The sequence below is a fragment of the Streptococcus sp. 10824 genome, assembly GCF_013276595.1.
Classification (GTDB): Bacteria; Bacillota; Bacilli; order Lactobacillales; family Streptococcaceae; genus Streptococcus; species Streptococcus pseudopneumoniae.
The window spans coordinates 1-17,404 of record NZ_VMLH01000099.1; the positions used below are offsets into that span (position 1 = coordinate 1).

Sequence of the window (17,404 nt, forward strand, 5' to 3'; positions counted from 1 at the left end):
GAGCCTGTGTCGAACTGAACCTTTCTAAAAGACAAAGCAATCATCTGCTACTAGCCTATCAACAGAAAGGAAAAGAAGTCTATTTCAGCAGAAAGACGAAAGTATTCGTTATAAAAGAAGTTGACGGTGACATCTACCTCAATATCGCTGACAAGATCTATCACACAAAGGAGCTACTAGTTCATGAACTCTATTCGAAAAACTTTGAACCAGAACCAGAACAAAAAAAGAAAGACGCAAGTATATCCCTCCACAAACCCATCCGTGGAAACTCACATCTTTCAAACAATATCTTCAGAAAAATAAAAAGGATTATGAAGAGTTTACTAGTGAGGAGCTTCATTCTCCTCAGCTACAAGTATAAGCTATTTCTCGCTAAATGGGAAGCTGTTCCTTAAAGGAAATCACTCTATCCCTTACATTTAGGAGAGAGAAAGCAAGGAGTCTAAGACAAGCATTTCATTTGACAAAACAGCTTCAAGGGTTCCTCGTATCAAATAAAATCAAAATAATTGCCCTCAATCTCACCATTTTTTTGGGACATCATCACTTTCGATTGACAATTCTTCAGTGAAATGAGTTTGTCACAAATCTCAAACCAGCTAAAAGTAGTTCATAAATAAATGCCAACTTCCTTTCTCTATCTGTAAGATACTCATCAGATTATATAGTCTAGGAAGTAAGAGTTCTTTTTTATCCCTTTTTTTGTAATAGGCGTACCTCTCACTACTAATTACTTGCAATAATACCCGTATAACTTTTACAGCGATGTTAGTTTAGTTCCTTCATAATATCGATGTTAACTTTTAACACAGACACCCTATCTTCACCTAGAAATCCAAAAATTTTTGTTACTGTATGCTTGTCAATGATTTCTTCCAGTCTAGGCAAGCTAATACCTGTTGTCTTAGAAATACGGGGGAGTTGTAGTTTAGCACTTTCTGGACTGATTTCTGGATCCAATCCCGAAGCCGATGTTGTTACCAAATCAGCAGGGATATCTCTGATTGAAATAGTTGGGTTTTCTTCTATGAGAAGAGACAGTTCCTTTTGAACACGTACTTTTAGTTCAGGATTACTAGGAGCCAGATTTTGGGAACCAGAAGTAATATCCCGCCTTTGTCCACTTGGGTCTCCTTCGCTAAGGTAAGTATTATACTGAATAGCAGATGGTCTACCATGCAGAAAAGCAGCTGACGAAAATTCTTGCCCAATTAAAGCCGATCCAATAAGCTTCCCATCCTGCTTAATTTGACTACCATTGGCTTGAACAGGAAAAATAAATTGCCCTAATCCGGTAATCAGCAAAGGGTAAAATAATCCACAAACCACCCCAAATAAAAGACTTAGTCTGACAGAACGTCTGATATGTATAAATATTTTTATCATGATTGTTATTCATTCCTTTCATGTTCAACCCAAGGAAAAGACACTGATTCTTTTAAACGTAAAGAAATGTAGATAAGTTTCAATCTTATTCCTTTGACTATTATATTATATTAAACTAATCTTATCAGGATAAACCCAATAGATACAATAATGGAGTAATACTCATATCAATGATTTTAATTCCAATAAACGGGATGAAGACTCCACCCAAACCATAAATCAGCATGTTATGAGCCAAAACTTTTTCTGACCTTTGAGGCTTATAAGAAACTCCTTTCATCGCAATCGGAATTAGAAGAGGAATAATAATGGCATTGAAAATCAGAGCCGATAAAATTGCGCTGGAAGACGTTGATAATGACATAATATTTAACGATTGCATTTGGGGGATACTGGGCATAAAAATAGCTGGAATAATGGCAAAGTATTTGGCAATATCATTAGCAATTGAAAAAGTGGTTAAAGCTCCTCGCGTCATTAATAATTGCTTTCCAATTTCAACGATATCCAGAATCTTGGTTGGATCGCTATCTAAATCCACCATATTAGCAGCTTCTTTAGCAGCACTTGTTCCAGAATTCATAGCAATACCGACATCTGCCTGAGCTAATGCTGGGGCATCATTAGTCCCATCTCCTGTCATCGCAACAACTTTTCCTAAGCGTTGTTCTTTTTTAATAGCTTCAATTTTATCTTCTGGCTTGCATTCAGCGATAAAGCTATCAACGCCTGCTTCTTGAGCTATGGTCGCAGCGGTAAGAGGATTATCACCGGTACACATAATAGTTTTAATTCCCATTGCCCGTAGGCGAGCAAAACGCTCAACTAAACCTGGTTTGATGGTATCCTTGAGAGCAATCACTCCCAAAATATTCTGCCCCTCCACTACTGCCAGTGGAGTTCCCCCAGCTGAAGCAATTCTTTCACTGATAGACTTCAAATCTTTCGGAATCACACCACCTTTACCTTTAATATAGCGACTTATAGCATCTGTGGCACCCTTACGTATCATTCCCCCATCAACAAAGTCTATCCCACTCATTCGTGTTTGAGCAGTAAAATCAATAAAGGTCATATCTTCAGAAATAGGAGGAATACTTGCCCCATATTCTTTAGCTAGCTTAACAATTGATTTTCCTTCCGGTGTATCATCCTGTAGAGAACTTAGCATAGCTGCTCTTATTAAAGACTCTTGACTAACACCATCTACAGGAACAAAATGAGCAGCCATACGATTTCCAAAGGTAATGGTTCCTGTTTTGTCCAAAATCATAGTATCCACATCACCACTAGACTCCACTGCTTTTCCTGACATAGCAATCACATTAAACCGTGTAACGCGATCCATACCTGCAATTCCAATTGCTGACAGCAGACCTCCAATTGTTGTTGGAATTAAACATACGGTCAATGCCACAAGAGTAGTAACTGTAATCTTTATGTGCAAAGCGCTAGCAATCGGGTACAAACTTCCAATTACCATTAAGAATATAATTGTTAAGCTGACTAGCAAAGTATTCAAGGCAATTTCATTAGGGGTTTTTTGCCGAGAAGCACCCTCTACCAAGGAAATCATTTTGTCCAAGAAAGACTCTCCAGCACGTGAGGTCATTTTCAACTTAAGCCAGTCACTAGCAAGAGTTGTCCCTCCTGTTACAAAAGCAAAATCACCACCAGGTTCTTTGATCACCGGAGCTGACTCTCCTGTAATAGCTGATTCGTCTACAGAAGCAATTCCTTCAATAACTTCACCGTCACCAGGAATTAATTCTCCTACCTTAACCAGAACGATATCTCCTTTTTGCAAGGCTGTGGCCTCAATAGTTTCTTCAAGAAGGGTCTGACCATCATTGTCAAAATAGAGTCGTCTAGCTGTCATATTTTCTTGCGTCTTTTTTAAACTTTCAGCCTGTGCTTTTCCTCTTCCTTCCGCAATGGATTCAGCAAAATTAGAAAATAATAAAGTTAAAAATAAGATCACTGCTACTATGCCATTATACAATTGACTACTTTGGCTATCTTGTTGAGCATCAACGGGGATAATTGTTAAAAAGAAGGTCAGAACAAAACCAACTTCAACTACAAACATTACTGGATTTTTAATCATGTAACTAGGGCGAAGTTTTACGACCGCTCCTTTAAGGGAACTGAGTAGTATCTTTTGTGTCAGAAAGTAAGTTTTCTTTGAAATCATAATAAACCTCATTGAGTTAGAAATTCAGCTAAAGGTCCTAGTACAAGGACTGGTAAGAAAGTTAAGGCTGATATAATCAACACTATCACACCTAAAATAATGGCAAAAGTCCCCGTATCTGTTTTTAAAGAACCTAGGGAATCATTCACATGTTGCTTAGTCATTAACGAACCAGCAATCGATAGCTGAAGAATCAAAGTCACATAGCGTCCAAAAAACATAGCTAATCCTGTAGATATATTCCAGAATAAAGTATTGTCTTTTAGTCCTTCAAATCCCGATCCGTTGTTAGCAGAAGCTGAGGTAAATTGATAAATCACTTGTGATAAAGAATGAAATCCTGGATTGGTAACACTGTTAAATCCTGCTGGCAATGAGACAGCTACTGCTGAAAAACCTAGAATAATCATAGGGTGAACCATGATGGCTAAAGCAATTAAAGTCATTTCTTTACCTTCAATTTTTTTTCCTAAATAAACAGGTGCACGCCCAATCATTAATCCACAAATAAAAACAGTAAGAAGAACGTACAGCATCATATTCATTATTCCTACACCTTTACCGCCAAATATAACATTGAGCATCATGTTAATCATAGCTACTCCACCACTTAGAGGAGTCAAAGTATCGTGCATATTATTCACGGAACCCGTTGTAAAAGCCGTTGTTATTTCTGTAAATAGACCAGACATTGGAATACCGAACCTAACTTCTTTACCTTCCATACTTCCCATTGATTGATTCAAACCCAATTGATGCAAGACAGGATTTCCTCTACTTTCTGACCAAACAATAATGGATAAACCAACAAAAAATAAGAATAGCATAACAATCAGAAGCGGTCTTGCCTGTCCTCCTAGTTTAATAAACGTAGATTTAGTGGACTTATAAGAAACTTTCTGTACAGATTCAAAGGGATGATCTTCCTTTTTCCTAGATGAAACCATATGACCAAAAACAACTACCATAGAACCTGGTAACAACATCATAGATAGCATTTCAATAATATTTGTGATTACATTAGGGTTTTCAAAGGGAGTTGCTGAATTTGCTGCAAAAAAACCACCACCGTTGGTTCCCAAGTGTTTAATAATTTCAAGAGAAGCGACCGGTCCCATTATAAGACCTTGTAAATTGCCCTCCAAAGTAGTCGCATATAACTCTTTTGATAGTGTTTGGGGAACCCCCTGTGAAATAAGTAACAAAGAGCCTATTATTGAAAAAGGAAGCAACACTCGAGTAATCACCCGAACAAAGTCAACATAGAAATTCCCCATGTCTTGATACTTGCCTGATACACCTCTGATAAAAGCCATAGCAGCAGCATAGCCTGAAGCAGCTGAGGTAAACATCATAAAAGTAATGACAACCATCTGACTAAAAAAAGACAAATCCCTCTCACCAGCATAATTTTGTAAATTAGAATTGGTGATAAAAGATATGACTGTATTGAAACTCAGGCTTGATTCTAATGAACCAACACGGGTGGGGTTCAAAAAGAAAAAGGCCTGTGTTCTTAGGATTACATAAGCCACTAGAGCCATAACAGCATTAGTTAAAATAAGGGCTACAGCATACTCCTTCCAAGTCATTCCTTTTTTGTCCACATCAAGCAACTTATAAATCCACCTATCAATAGGATCCATAATGGGATCTGCAAAAGTTTTTTGCTGGCTAGCTATATGGTAAAGATACTTTCCAGTTGGTAATATAATAATACAAGCCAGTACTAAGACAAATATGATTTGTAACATCTCACATTCCTCCTAAAATCTCTCCGGGTGTAACAGAGCATAAAATAAATAACAGATTAATAAACCAAAAATTATTCCTAATACTATCATAGTACACTCTCCCTCTAATCACCTTTAAGGTGCTTATCACACCAAACAATAAAACCAATCATTAACAAAAAAATAAAAAATAAAACTAGAAACATTATGAAATCTACTAGCATTGTATCCTCCTTCAAGAATATAATCATTCTACCACGAAAAGTATAAAAATGATATAAAGATTACGGATATAAAATAAAGATTATATAAAGATTGTCTCCTAAAATAACCTAAGACAACCTATCCTAAGACTTGTTTCAAATAGCTGCCAAGAAATTACAAATCAGGTGAATAAAATTCTTTTTGGATTATTTGTCATCATAATTTTCAATCTTAATCATACGATAACCGATACCAATATGAGTTTGAACCATTTTAGAGTAACCCAATCCTAATTCGATTTTTTTTCGCAATGTATTAACAAAAACTCTCAAAGCAGAAAAATCTTCCTCATAATATCCCCAAATTTCCTTGACAATAAAACGATAAGTCAACACTCTATCAACATTCTCTGATAGAAGACAAAGCAACTTATACTCAATCGGGGTTAAGTGAATTTCTTGGTTATTAACAAATACACGATTAGATAAAAAATCAACATGTAGCCAGCCATTAGTAAAAGATGATTTTTCAGAATTACCGTCACTTTGTTGATTAATCTGCTTTGACCTCCTAAGACTAACTCTTAACCGAGCGAAAAGCTCATCAATGCTAAAGGGTTTCGTCAAATAATCATCTGCCCCAGCATCAAGTGCATCAATCTTGTCACTTTCTTCTCCACGTGCACTAACAACAATAACAGGTAGCTGTGAAAAGCTACGAATCTTGTCAATAATGTCTTTACCATCCATATCTGGCAAACCCAAATCCAATAATAATAAATCTGGAAATTGCGAAATGATCTGACGCAAAGCTTCCTCTCCAGTCCGAACTGATACATAATGATAACCTTCAACTTCCATTGCTAAGGATAAAAGTCTGTTAACGGAAGAGTCATCTTCACAAATTAAAATCTTAACATTTTCATTTTTCATGTAATACATTCACCTCCGCTAGTGGTAGTGTAAATCCAAAGATAACTCCTTTAGGAGTATTGTCATGGACGTAAATAGTCCCCCCATGTGCTGTAATAATACTCTTACATAAAGATAGTCCTATACCTAGGCCTCTTTTACCATCGGATGCCAAATTTTCTGATGTATAAAAAAGGTCAAAAATCTTTTCTTTTGCTTGATCGTTAATACCAGGACCATCGTCAGAAACCTCAACCACCAGGTTCTGATCCTTTCTATTACTCGTCAATGTAATTAAAGATCCTTCATGCGTATATTTAACTGCATTGTTAATGATATTAACCAGTACTTGCACAATCAAGGGAGCATCCATTTTAGCTATTAATAAATCATCTGATAAAATTAAAACAAAGTCATGATTCTTAATATGTTGATCCACATGTTTCAAAGCTTCTTCAATCAACTCATCGAAAACATTTATTCTTAATGAAAGAGTAGTATCATTATCCAATTTAGTAATTGACAATAAATTTTCAATCAGATTAATCAACCACATAGAGTCATCGTAAATATAGGCAGCTAATTCTATCATACGCTGTTTCTCCATAATTCCCCCCGTCTCCATCATTAATTTAGACTGACCTGATATGCTTGTAAGTGGAGTTCTCAAATCATGTGAGATTCCCCTTAACAAATCAACCCTTAACTGTTCTTTTTGTATTTTAAGTTCCATTTTTTGTTGTTCTTCGCGTAATGCTTCTTTTTCTAATGCCAAGGATGCCTCTCCTAAAACAGTTAGAATAACAGATTTTTCAAACAGGTCAATCATTGTTTTATCCTCTATTAAAATACCAATAATAGCAAAAACAGAATCTTTACCTCTGACAGATAAATACAGAAATTTAGCAGCAGACAAGGTGTTTGTTGTTGCTCCAGCTTGTTTATTATTATATAAAACCCACTCAACCACTCCTCGCTCATTGTACTGATAGTAATCAGCTAAGGTCCTCAAAGAATGACTGGTAGGGAAATATTTCGGCGTCTCCAAAGTACCACCTGTTACAGGATAAATCACCACATCACTATTCAATAATTTTTTGACTTGAATAGCTAGTTCTTCTAAAATAGAAGGAATAGAGTCTGCCTGAGATAATCCTCTATTTGTTTGTAGTAACAACTCTGTTAGATAAGATTTTTCAGTAGATAATCTTGCCTGCTCTTGAATCCTTTTTATGAGACTAGAAGTAATCAGACCAGTAATTAACATAATAGCAAAAGTCATAGGATAAGTAGGATTAAAAGAAGTAAAAGTGTAGTAGGGGGCCACAAAAAAGTAATTAAAACAAAGAACTGATAAAATAGAAGAAATCACACTATAAAGTTTTCCTTTTGTCCAAACAGCATTTATTTGAACACTTAATATATATATTATTATAATGTTGTTGGTACTGAGATTCCAGAAACGAAATAAAAGACCTGTTAAGGTTACTAGCAACAATACCACCAGTGTTTTAACCAAATCACTGAAAGAAAATTGCCATTTAGAAAACCAAGAAGGCAACGAGAGCTTACCAACCGAAGTCTCTTTTTTTCCTCTAGTATTATGGACTACAAACATATCCAAATCAGGAACATTCTTACTAAGAACTTCCACAATATTTTCTTTAGGCCAAATAGTTCTGGAGCCACTTTTTCCGACTACTAACTTAGAAACACGGCTCAATTTTGCGTAATCAGCAATCTGCTTGGTCACATTATTATAATCCATAACTGTCACCTTAGCTCCCAACCGCTCTGCCAATTCCAAGTTCTGATGTAACTCCTGATTAGTCAGTTCCCTATCTAAACTACCAATATACAGGGCTGTAAAGTCTGCATTAAGAGCACTTGCTAATCTTGAAGCAGCGCGAATGACATGTGAAGAGGAGGGAGAGGGTGACACACAGACCAAGACATGTTCCTTGGTCACAATACTATCTTTAACTTTTTTTCCTCGAAAAGCACTTCCATTAATCTGATCAGCTGCTTTGCGCAAAGCGATTTCTCTCAAAGATATTAACTTTTCTTCAGTAAAAAAGTGACGCTTGGCCAATTTAGCTTGCGATTTAGAATAAATTTTTCCTTTATCCAATCGTTCAAGTAAATCTGATGGGTCAATATCTACAAGTTCAATCTGATCAGCCTGATCAAAAATAGCATCTGGAATTATCTCATTAACTTGAATCCCTGTAATAGCTTCAATCACATCGTTTAAACTTTCAATATGTTGGACATTTACAGTAGTATAGACATCAATCCCTGCATAAAGCAGTTCCTTAATATCTTGGTACCTCTTTTTATTACGTGACTCAAAACAGTTAGTATGAGCCAATTCATCCACTAAAATAATGCGTGGTTGACGCCTTAAAGCAGTATCAATATCAAACTCATTTAAGGTGATACCTTTATATTTTATTGTTTTAGGAGATAATTGCTCAAGACCAATCAGTAAAGCCATAGTCTCAGGTCGATTATGAGGTTCAATGTAACCTACTACCACATCTACTCCAGCTTTTTGAGCTCGCTGCGCTTCTCTAAGCATAGCATAGGTTTTTCCAACTCCTGCAGCATAACCAAAATAAATTCTTAACGCCCCTGTTTTCATAACATCACCTTAGTTAACCCAACCTTTTGTAGTAAAATCATTTATCAGAAGTCATTATAACCTAATTTTATTTTTTTTACAATAGCCTTCCTGAGATTATATCATGGGACGAGTATGAGTTCACCAAGGGAAAGATGAGTTTCATTGCGCAAGATTTTAACAAGCTCAATATCATCACTGTTCTTGAGGGTAGAACACAAGCTGTCATTCGTAATCACTTTCTTAAGTATGATAGAGCCGTCCGATGTCGCGTCAAAATTATTACTATGGATATGTTTAGCCCTTATTATGCCTTGGCTAAACAGATTCGCTTTCAAATTTCTAGGCTCAGGCTGAAACAGTCTCCCAGACTGTTTCACTCCCGAATGCTAAAATCATTCTAGATCGCTTTCATATTGTACAACATCTTAGCCGTGCTATGAGTCGTGTCCGTGTCCAAATCATGAATCAATTGGATTGAAAGTCTCATGAATACAAGGCTATCAAGCTCTACTGGAAGCTCATCCAGCAAGATAGTCGTAAACTCAGCGATAAACGATTTTATCGCCCTACTTTTCGTATGCACTTGACCAATAAAAACAATTCTAGATAGACTTTTGAGCTATTCAGAAGACTTGAAACACCACTATGATTTCTACCAGCTCTTGATTTTTCACTTTCAGAATAAGGAGCCTGACAGATTTTTCGGACTTATTGAAGACAATCTTAAGCAGGTTCATCCTCTTTTTCAGACTTTCTTTAAAACCTTCCTCAAAGATAAAGAGAAGATTGTCAACGCCCTTCAACTACACTATTCTAACGCCAAATTAGAAGCAACCAATAATCTCATCAAACTCATCAAACGCAACGCCTTTGGTTTCCGGAACTTTGAAAACTTCAAAAAAACGATTTTCATCGCTCTGAACATCAAAAAAGAAAGGACGAAATGTGTCCTTTCTAGATATTAGCTGACTTCAACCCACTACAGTTGACAAAGAGCCAAAAATCCCCTGGCAAGTACCAGAGGATAAGAGCTTATTTCATTGTTGGGAAGAGCAATACATCACGGATAGTAGTTGTATCCGTGAGGAGCATGCAGAGACGGTCGATACCGATTCCCAAACCACCTGTTGGTGGCATACCATATTCAAGGGCTTCGATGTAGTCGTAGTCGATACCTGTCGCTTCATCGTCACCAAGTTCTTTAGCTTTAGCTTGGGCTTCAAAACGGCTAAGCTGATCGATTGGGTCGTTGAGCTCAGTAAAGGCATTACCGTACTCCTTAGTCATGATGAAGAGCTCGAAACGGTCAGTAAAGCGTTGGTCTTCAGGATTTTTCTTAGCTAGTGGAGATACAGCTACTGGATGTCCATAGACAAAGGTTGGTTGGATTAAAGTTTCTTCAACAAACTCTTCAAAGAAGGCATTGATGATGTGACCAACCTCAGTGTAGTGCTTCTCAACTGGAACTTTCTTCTCAGCAGCGATAGCTTTAGCTTCTTCCAAAGTCATGTCTTGCCAGAAATCGACACCAGTAATTTCTCTGATAGCATCCACCATATGAACACGCTTAAATGGTTCGTTGATTTTTATTTCAGTTCCTTGGTAGTTGACTGGACCGTCGCCCTTAACTGATTTAGCAGCATGTTGGATAATGCCTTCCGTCAAATCCATGATATCTTGGAAGTCAGCATAAGCTTGGTAGACTTCGATAGAAGTAAACTCAGGGTTGTGAGTAGCATCCATTCCTTCGTTACGGAAGATACGGCCAATTTCATAGACGCGTTCCATACCACCCACGATAAGGCGTTTCAAGTGAAGCTCAGTCGCGATACGAAGCACCATGTCAATGTTTTGGGCATTGTGGTGGGTGATAAATGGACGGGCAGAGGCACCACCAGCTTCGTTGTGAAGAACAGGTGTTTCCACTTCAAGGAAACCTTTTTGGTCAAGGTAACGACGGATTTCAGAGATGATTTTTGAACGAGTGACAAAGCGTTCAAAGCTTTCACGGTTAGAAATCAAGTCAAGGTAACGTTTACGGTAAATTGTTTCAACGTCTGTCAAACCATGGAATTTCTCTGGTAGAGGACGAAGAGCCTTAGACAAGTGTGTGATGTGAGTAGCCTTGATAGAGAGTTCTCCCATATCTGTACGCATCACTTCGCCTTCGACACCAAGGAAGTCACCAAGGTCTGCTTTTTTGAAGATTTCGTAGTTTTCTTCACCGACAGCATCCTTACGAACGTAGATCTGGATTTGGCCTTCGCGGTCTTGAAGGTGGGCAAAACCTACTTTACCTTTACCACGTTTGGTTACCAAGCGTCCTGCGATAGTAGCTGTTTCGTTTTTATCATGTAATTGTTCTTTATCAAGGTCAGCAAATTTATCTTTTAATTCTTGTGAATTTGCAGTGCGTTCAAAGCGTTTTCCAAAGGGATCGATTCCTTGTTCACGGAGCGCAGCCATTTTTTCACGGCGAACGATCTGCTGGTCATTTAGTTCTTCCATATGTTCTGTTGACATGGGATCCTCCTAGATTTACTCAAAATTGAATACGATGAGTCATTTTTTGCGATACTCCCATTTTATCATAAATAAGCAAGAAATTCACGGATAATCTTTCAAAACTAAAAAGAACTTGACGCTAAGATTACTGAGCCAAATCACTGAAAAGACTGGGATAAGCAAGAAATTCCAAAATATCAGAAAAGGGATCTGACAATATTTATGGATTATACTTTAACCCTTGTAACTTTCATGACGTGTGCTACTTTTTATATAAGAGCAAGCCAAGCAAATCTAAAACTGAAACAATTGACGTAAAAAACATTAACAACTTGAATCTTGTCATTCATACACCTGATATGACAGAATAGTATAATTTTTAACCTTTTAGTCTTTTGATTTTTTACACCTCTTGCCAATTCTCTTGGTCTTCCTTAAAGCGTTTTAGAAGGTCGAGTCCTTCTGGCGTGATATAGCCTTCTTCTTGGGCTAGGTGGATGAGTTCACTGTAGTTAGAAAGCGTCACCAATTTCACACCAGCATCTGCAAAGTTCTTATCTGCTTTTGGCAATTGGTAACTAAAAATCGCTACAACTCCAAGTACATCTGCTCCTTCGCGTTTAGCTGCTACTACGGCTTCAAGAACAGAACCACCCGTTGAAATAAGGTCTTCAACCACTACCATTTTTTGACCTTGAGCTACGCGACCTTCGATTTGATTACCAGCTCCGTGGTCTTTTGGTTTGCTACGGATGTAGGCAAATGGCAGGTTCATCTTGTCAGCAATAATAGCTCCGTGTGGAATCCCTGCTGTTGCAGTTCCTGCAATCACCTCAACCTCAGGAAAGGCTTCTTTGATAGCTTCCACAAAACCATTTTCAATGAGAGTACGAGTCTCTGGATAGGCAAGTGTCACACGGTTGTCCGTATAAATCGGCGACTTGATACCAGAGGCCCAAGTGAAAGGCTCCTCTGGTTTGAGGTAAACGGCTTGGATTTTCAAGAGGTGGCTAGCGATATCTTTAGCAAGTGTCATGGTATTCTCCTTTTATTTTTCTAATCTAGTTCTTTAATTCCAGTCCTGTGTCCATTCATCCTTGATGGCATGATAAGCTGCAACAGGATCCTCAGCTTGGGTAATGGGACGTCCCACTACGATATAGTCACTGCCGATTTGATAGGCATCAGCAGGTGTCATGACTCGTTTTTGATCTCCAACTGCAACACCAGCTGGACGAATCCCTGGTGTCAGACAGATAAAATCTGGATTGGTAGCCTGCTTGATGACTTGTACTTCCTGAGCCGAGCAAACAACACCATCCAAGCCCGCTTCAGCTGTCTTCTTGGCATAGTGAATCACAGACTCTTGCAGACTGGTTTGGATATTTTGAAACTCCTGCATCTGAGCTTCTGACGTTGATGTGAGCTGAGTTACAGCGATCAATTTGGCTTGACTTCCAAGACCTTCACGCGCAGCCTTCATCATCTCTACACCACCAGCCGCATGAACATTGGTCATGTCCACACCAAGCCGAGACAAGACCTTCATGGCTGACTTGACTGTATTGGGAATGTCATGAAGCTTGAGATCTAAAAAGACACTATGACCCAAGCCTTTCAAGTAGGACACACTCCCAGGCCCCGTTGCGTAATAAAGCTCCATCCCTACCTTTAGATAAAGACTTTCTTCTGCTGGGAAAAGAGCTAAGAATTCCTTGACCGCCTCAAAACTAGGAAAATCAAGAGCAATGACTGGACGATGTTCTCGCATAGGTTTCTCCTTTTACCTTTGCTAGTGAGAGAGTCTGGCCAACAGAAGCCACGAAAAAAGGAACCTGCCAACAGCAAGGTTCCACGAAAAATGGGTAGTCTCCACCCTTTCACCGTCTAACCTTAGCTGCCTCTCTGGACTGCTTTAAAGGTTTTCTATTATTCTATTATTTCTACTAGTACTTGTCAAGTAAAAACATGGCAACTAAAGAGCTATAGGAGAAAAGCTAAGCCTAGCGACGCGATGAGCGCTGGGTCGTTTGGTTTCGATTGCTCTCTTCCTCTTGTTTTTTCTGTTCTTCTTCTAAACGTTTACGTTCTTCTTCCTGCCTTTTCTCAGCTTCTTCGGCCTCTTTTTTGGCTTTTTCTTCTGCTTCCATAATCAATTTATCCGCTACAGTGTAGCTGTAGATTCCAGCTTCCATATCGACCACACTTGGTTCTGACAATTGAGGCTTAATCTTACTGTAATAAGGCAGTTTCTTACTCATTTCAGATAGAGGAACCAAGACTTCGTCCGAATCATTCATGGTCAATCGAATTAAATCGGAAGTGACCTTGCTGGGAGCTAGTTCCACCTTTTGGATAGCCGCCTTGAGTTCTGGGCTAATTTGAGAAAGTTCTGAGACAAAAGCCTTGATTTTTTCACTATCATTAAAGAGAACTGATATATAAGTTTCTGGTAGACTGACCAAACTCACAGCACTGGTCTCAAGCTGACCACTGGAAAGAATAGGATAATGGTTTTCACCAGAAATATAGTAGGCCACAATATCATATTCCTTGACCTTGATAGTGAACTTGGTTGGAAATTGATAAACAAGTTGAGCTGATTCAACCCAATAGTTAGACTTAATCTGCTTTTCATATTTTTCCTTGTCTAGCAGAAGGTTAATCGTATAATCCGAATCCTGAATACCTGAAGCCTGTCGAATATCATCAGACGTAGTGTGCACCGTTCCCTCGACACGAATATCCTTCATGGTCGCATAAGGACTGAGTAAGTAGGCGGAGACAATCAATAAAAGCAGACATGGAAATAAAATCGTTAAGGCTCGTAAGATATGGATTCCTGGAATTTTCGGTTTGACCGGTTTTTCCTTTACAGGCTTTTTATCTGCCTTTTTATCCTCTTTCTTTGGCTCTTTGGACTTTGATTCTTCTTTGGATACTTCTTTTTTGACGTATTCTGACTCTTCTACTTTTTCTTCGGTATCATCCTTAGCTGATTTTGGGTCTTTTGAATCAGATTCACTCTCTTGATCCTCGGTTGCATCTGAATCTTCAGATTTTGAAGCCATTCGAGCTTGTCTTTCCTTTTCTTTCTCCTCAGCTAGGGCTGCCTCTTCCTCAGCCTTCTTTTTTAGATATTCTTGGTTTCGTTTCTGCCATTCTGATAACTCTTTCAATTCTTCGAGGATTTCTTTGCCCTCATTTTTCTTATCTTTTGACATTTACTTTCCTTATGATAAATCTTTTTTCAACAATTGATAAAAATCTGCTAGAGATTTCAATTCCTTAGAAGCCTTCATGTTAGCCTGGTAGTCTTCCTTGTGACTTAGTAAGTGAGCAAGCTTCTCTTCCAAACTATCCAAGGTCAAATCGCTTTCTTGAAGCTCTTCTGCATAGCCTTTTTTTACAAAGTAAGCTGCATTTTCAATCTGGTCGCCACGACTAGCTTCACGACCAAGTGGCACAATAACATGCAATTTTGCCATGGCCAAGAGCTCAAAAATCGTATTGGCACCACCTCGTGTCACAACAATATCAGCCAATTCCATCAAGGGTTGATAGAGATTGGTCACATAGTCAACACGAAAAAGATTTTGGCTCAACTCATTCAGGCTAGAATCTCCAGTTAAATTGATAATATTGTAGCGCTCTGTCAGTTCTTTCTTATGGTCTGTCACCAATTGGTTAAAGACACGAGCGCCTGCTGAACCGCCGACAAACAATACAGTTGGCAATTTGGGATTAAAGTGGGTTTGAATATCTACCAATTCATCTAGTTCTGGATTTTTTTGATCTGAAACCTTGGTCACTGCTCCCACATGCTCGACCTTAGCCAAACTTGAAGCCTGTTCAAAAGTTGAATACATTTTCGTCGCAAATTTATAGGCGATTTTATTGGCCAAGCCCATAGACAGGTCAGATTCGTGAATAAAGACAGGCACTCCTAACACACGCGCAGCAATAACTGGTGGTACTGAGACAAAGCCTCCCTTTGAAAAAAGGGCCTGTGGACGAAGTCTCAACATGATAAAGAGAGATTGGACAATTCCCCAGCCAACTTTGAAGACGTCCAGCATATTTTGCCAAGAGAAATAGCGACGCAATTTGCCAGTCGCAATGGAATGGAAGGTGACATCTAGACCCGACTTGAGGATTTCTTGGTGTTCGATACCACGTTTGTCCCCAATATAGTGGACTTCCCATCCATCTTCGATGAACTTGGGCATTAACAACAGATTGAGAGTCACGTGTCCAACCGTCCCCCCACCTGTAAAGACAATTTTTTTCATATTATTCTTTTAACTCCGCTACTGTGTCGATAAAGAGGTCGCCACGTACTTCAAAGTTAGCATACATATCCCAGCTGGCATTGGCAGGACTGAGAAGGACTACGTCTCCTTGAGTTGCAAGCTCATAGGCCTTACGTGTCGCATCAGCAATATCAGTCGCATCCACATAAGCCACACCAGCCTTATCCGCTGCCCGTTTGACACGTTCAGCAGACTGACCAAGGATGACCATCTTCTTGAGTCCAGTAATGTCTGGAACCAATTCGTCAAACTCATTACCACGGTCCAAACCACCTGCAATCAAAATGACCTTGCTATTGTCAAATCCTGACAAGGCTTTTTGAGTTGCCAAGATATTGGTTGACTTGCTATCATTATAGAATTTGACACCCTTGATTTCATCCACAAATTGGAGACGGTGTTTGACACCACCAAAGGCTGAGAGAGTTTCTTTGATGGTTTGGTTGTCTACACCACGAAGTTTAGCTACTGCAATCGTCGCAAGGGCATTTTCCACATTGTGGCTACCTGGAACCCCGATTTCGCTAGCTGCCATGACCACTTCTCCACAGAAGTAGAGTTGACCATCTTCCAGATAAGCTCCATCAACCTTTTCCTGTGTTGAGAATGGAACAACAGTAGCCTGTGTTTTGGTAGCCAACTCTTTTGCCAAGTCTTGGTTAAAGTTCAAGACAAGGAAATCAGCTGCTGTCATCTTGTTCTGGATATTCCACTTGGCTGCTACATATTCCTCAAAAGAACCGTGGTAGTCGATATGAGTTGGCATGAGGTTGGTAATAACCGCAATCTCAGGATGGAATTCTTGAACGCCCATGAGTTGGAAAGAAGAAAGTTCCATGACAAGAGTGTCCTTGTCTGTCGCTGTTTGAGCAACCTGACTAGCTGGATAGCCGATATTTCCTGATAAAAGACCATGTTGCCCAGCAGCAGTCAAAACTTCCCCAATCATGGTCGTTGTGGTTGTTTTTCCATTTGAACCTGTGATACCGATAATGGGCGCTTCTGAAATCAAGTAAGCCAATTCCACCTCAGTCAAGACTGGAATTCCCTTTGCCAAAGCCTTTTCAATCATGGGATTACTGTATGGGATGCCTGGATTTTTCACCATGAGGGCAAACTCTTCATCCAAAAGTTCCAAAGGATGGCCACCTGTGATGACCTTGATTCCTTCTTCCAGCAAACTTTGGGCAGCTGGATTGTCCTCGAAAGGCTTCCCATCATTTACCGTTACAATAGCACCTAGCTTGTCCAACAAACGAGCTGCAGATTCACCAGACTTGGCCAAACCTAAAACAAGGACTTTCTTATTTTTAAATTGATCTATTACTTTCATGTCTCGAACTCCATTTCTACTCCTACTATTTTACCATTTTTATGGAAATAAAAAAGCCACAAAGTGTGTTTGTGACTCTTTCTTCTAACTGATACTCTTCGAAAATCAAATTCAAACCACGTCAGCTTCGCCTTGCCGTACTCAAGTACAGCCTGCGGCTAGCTTCCTAGTTTGCTTTTTGATTTTCATTGAGTAT

General features: G+C 38.9%; 12 protein-coding genes and 2 pseudogenes. 2 read left to right on the forward strand and 12 right to left on the reverse strand.

Annotation, left to right across the window (positions count from 1 at the left end):
- A pseudogene (locus tag HT701_RS11260) lies at positions 1 to 364 on the forward strand (hypothetical protein); the annotation flags it as partial.
- Positions 365 to 771: 407 nt separating this feature from the next.
- Here HT701_RS11260 and kdpC read toward each other — a convergent pair.
- The 6 genes from kdpC to HT701_RS09160 all read right to left on the reverse strand — a co-directional run bounded on the left by kdpC (position 772) and on the right by HT701_RS09160 (position 9,075).
- Positions 772 to 1,389: a potassium-transporting ATPase subunit KdpC gene (kdpC, locus tag HT701_RS09135; RefSeq protein WP_172931451.1), complete on the reverse strand. Its 618-nt coding sequence runs from the start codon at positions 1,387 to 1,389 to the stop codon at positions 772 to 774.
- Between the two features lie 124 nt (positions 1,390 to 1,513).
- Positions 1,514 to 3,583 (reverse strand): potassium-transporting ATPase subunit KdpB, encoded by a 2,070-nt coding sequence (gene kdpB / locus HT701_RS09140; RefSeq protein WP_014017221.1) that lies wholly within the window; start codon positions 3,581 to 3,583, stop codon positions 1,514 to 1,516.
- 8 nt (positions 3,584 to 3,591) lie between these two features.
- Positions 3,592 to 5,337 carry a potassium-transporting ATPase subunit KdpA gene (locus HT701_RS09145; RefSeq protein WP_000939242.1) on the reverse strand — a complete coding sequence of 582 codons (1,746 nt, stop codon included), beginning with the start codon at positions 5,335 to 5,337 and terminating at the stop codon, positions 3,592 to 3,594.
- A gap of 12 nt (positions 5,338 to 5,349) precedes the next feature.
- A complete protein-coding gene (gene kdpF, locus HT701_RS09150) occupies positions 5,350 to 5,427 on the reverse strand; it encodes a K(+)-transporting ATPase subunit F (protein ID WP_007285010.1) in 78 nt (25 codons plus the stop codon).
- A gap of 299 nt (positions 5,428 to 5,726) precedes the next feature.
- Positions 5,727 to 6,452: a response regulator transcription factor gene (locus HT701_RS09155; RefSeq protein WP_000787304.1), complete on the reverse strand. Its 726-nt coding sequence runs from the start codon at positions 6,450 to 6,452 to the stop codon at positions 5,727 to 5,729.
- A complete protein-coding gene (locus HT701_RS09160; RefSeq protein ID WP_000847726.1) occupies positions 6,442 to 9,075 on the reverse strand; it encodes a sensor histidine kinase KdpD in 2,634 nt (877 codons plus the stop codon). The genes HT701_RS09155 and HT701_RS09160 overlap by 11 nt, the downstream gene beginning before the upstream one ends.
- Before the next feature lie 65 nt (positions 9,076 to 9,140).
- Here HT701_RS09160 and HT701_RS09165 point away from each other — a divergent pair.
- Positions 9,141 to 10,022, forward strand: a pseudogene (locus HT701_RS09165) (transposase); the annotation flags it as partial.
- 67 nt (positions 10,023 to 10,089) lie between these two features.
- Here the strand turns inward: HT701_RS09165 and lysS are convergent.
- From lysS to murD, 6 genes are all read right to left on the reverse strand, one after another.
- Positions 10,090 to 11,580 (reverse strand): lysine--tRNA ligase, encoded by a 1,491-nt coding sequence (gene lysS, locus HT701_RS09170; RefSeq protein ID WP_172930333.1) that lies wholly within the window; start codon positions 11,578 to 11,580, stop codon positions 10,090 to 10,092.
- Positions 11,581 to 11,965: 385 nt separating this feature from the next.
- On the reverse strand, positions 11,966 to 12,598 hold the full coding sequence (pyrE, locus tag HT701_RS09175; RefSeq protein WP_000170920.1) for an orotate phosphoribosyltransferase: 633 nt from the start codon (positions 12,596 to 12,598) through the stop codon (positions 11,966 to 11,968).
- A 33-nt stretch (positions 12,599 to 12,631) separates the two neighbouring features.
- On the reverse strand, positions 12,632 to 13,333 hold the full coding sequence (pyrF, locus tag HT701_RS09180; protein WP_138700192.1) for an orotidine-5'-phosphate decarboxylase: 702 nt from the start codon (positions 13,331 to 13,333) through the stop codon (positions 12,632 to 12,634).
- Between the two features lie 232 nt (positions 13,334 to 13,565).
- The gene (locus HT701_RS09185) at positions 13,566 to 14,786 is read right to left on the reverse strand and encodes a cell division protein FtsQ/DivIB (RefSeq protein ID WP_023936384.1); all 1,221 of its coding nucleotides are present in this window, start codon (positions 14,784 to 14,786) and stop codon (positions 13,566 to 13,568) included.
- Between the two features lie 9 nt (positions 14,787 to 14,795).
- Positions 14,796 to 15,854 (reverse strand): UDP-N-acetylglucosamine--N-acetylmuramyl-(pentapeptide) pyrophosphoryl-undecaprenol N-acetylglucosamine transferase, encoded by a 1,059-nt coding sequence (locus HT701_RS09190; protein ID WP_166727398.1) that lies wholly within the window; start codon positions 15,852 to 15,854, stop codon positions 14,796 to 14,798.
- Between the two features lies 1 nt (position 15,855).
- Positions 15,856 to 17,208 (reverse strand): UDP-N-acetylmuramoyl-L-alanine--D-glutamate ligase, encoded by a 1,353-nt coding sequence (gene murD, locus HT701_RS09195; RefSeq protein ID WP_119919976.1) that lies wholly within the window; start codon positions 17,206 to 17,208, stop codon positions 15,856 to 15,858.
- Positions 17,209 to 17,404 lie beyond the last annotated feature (196 nt).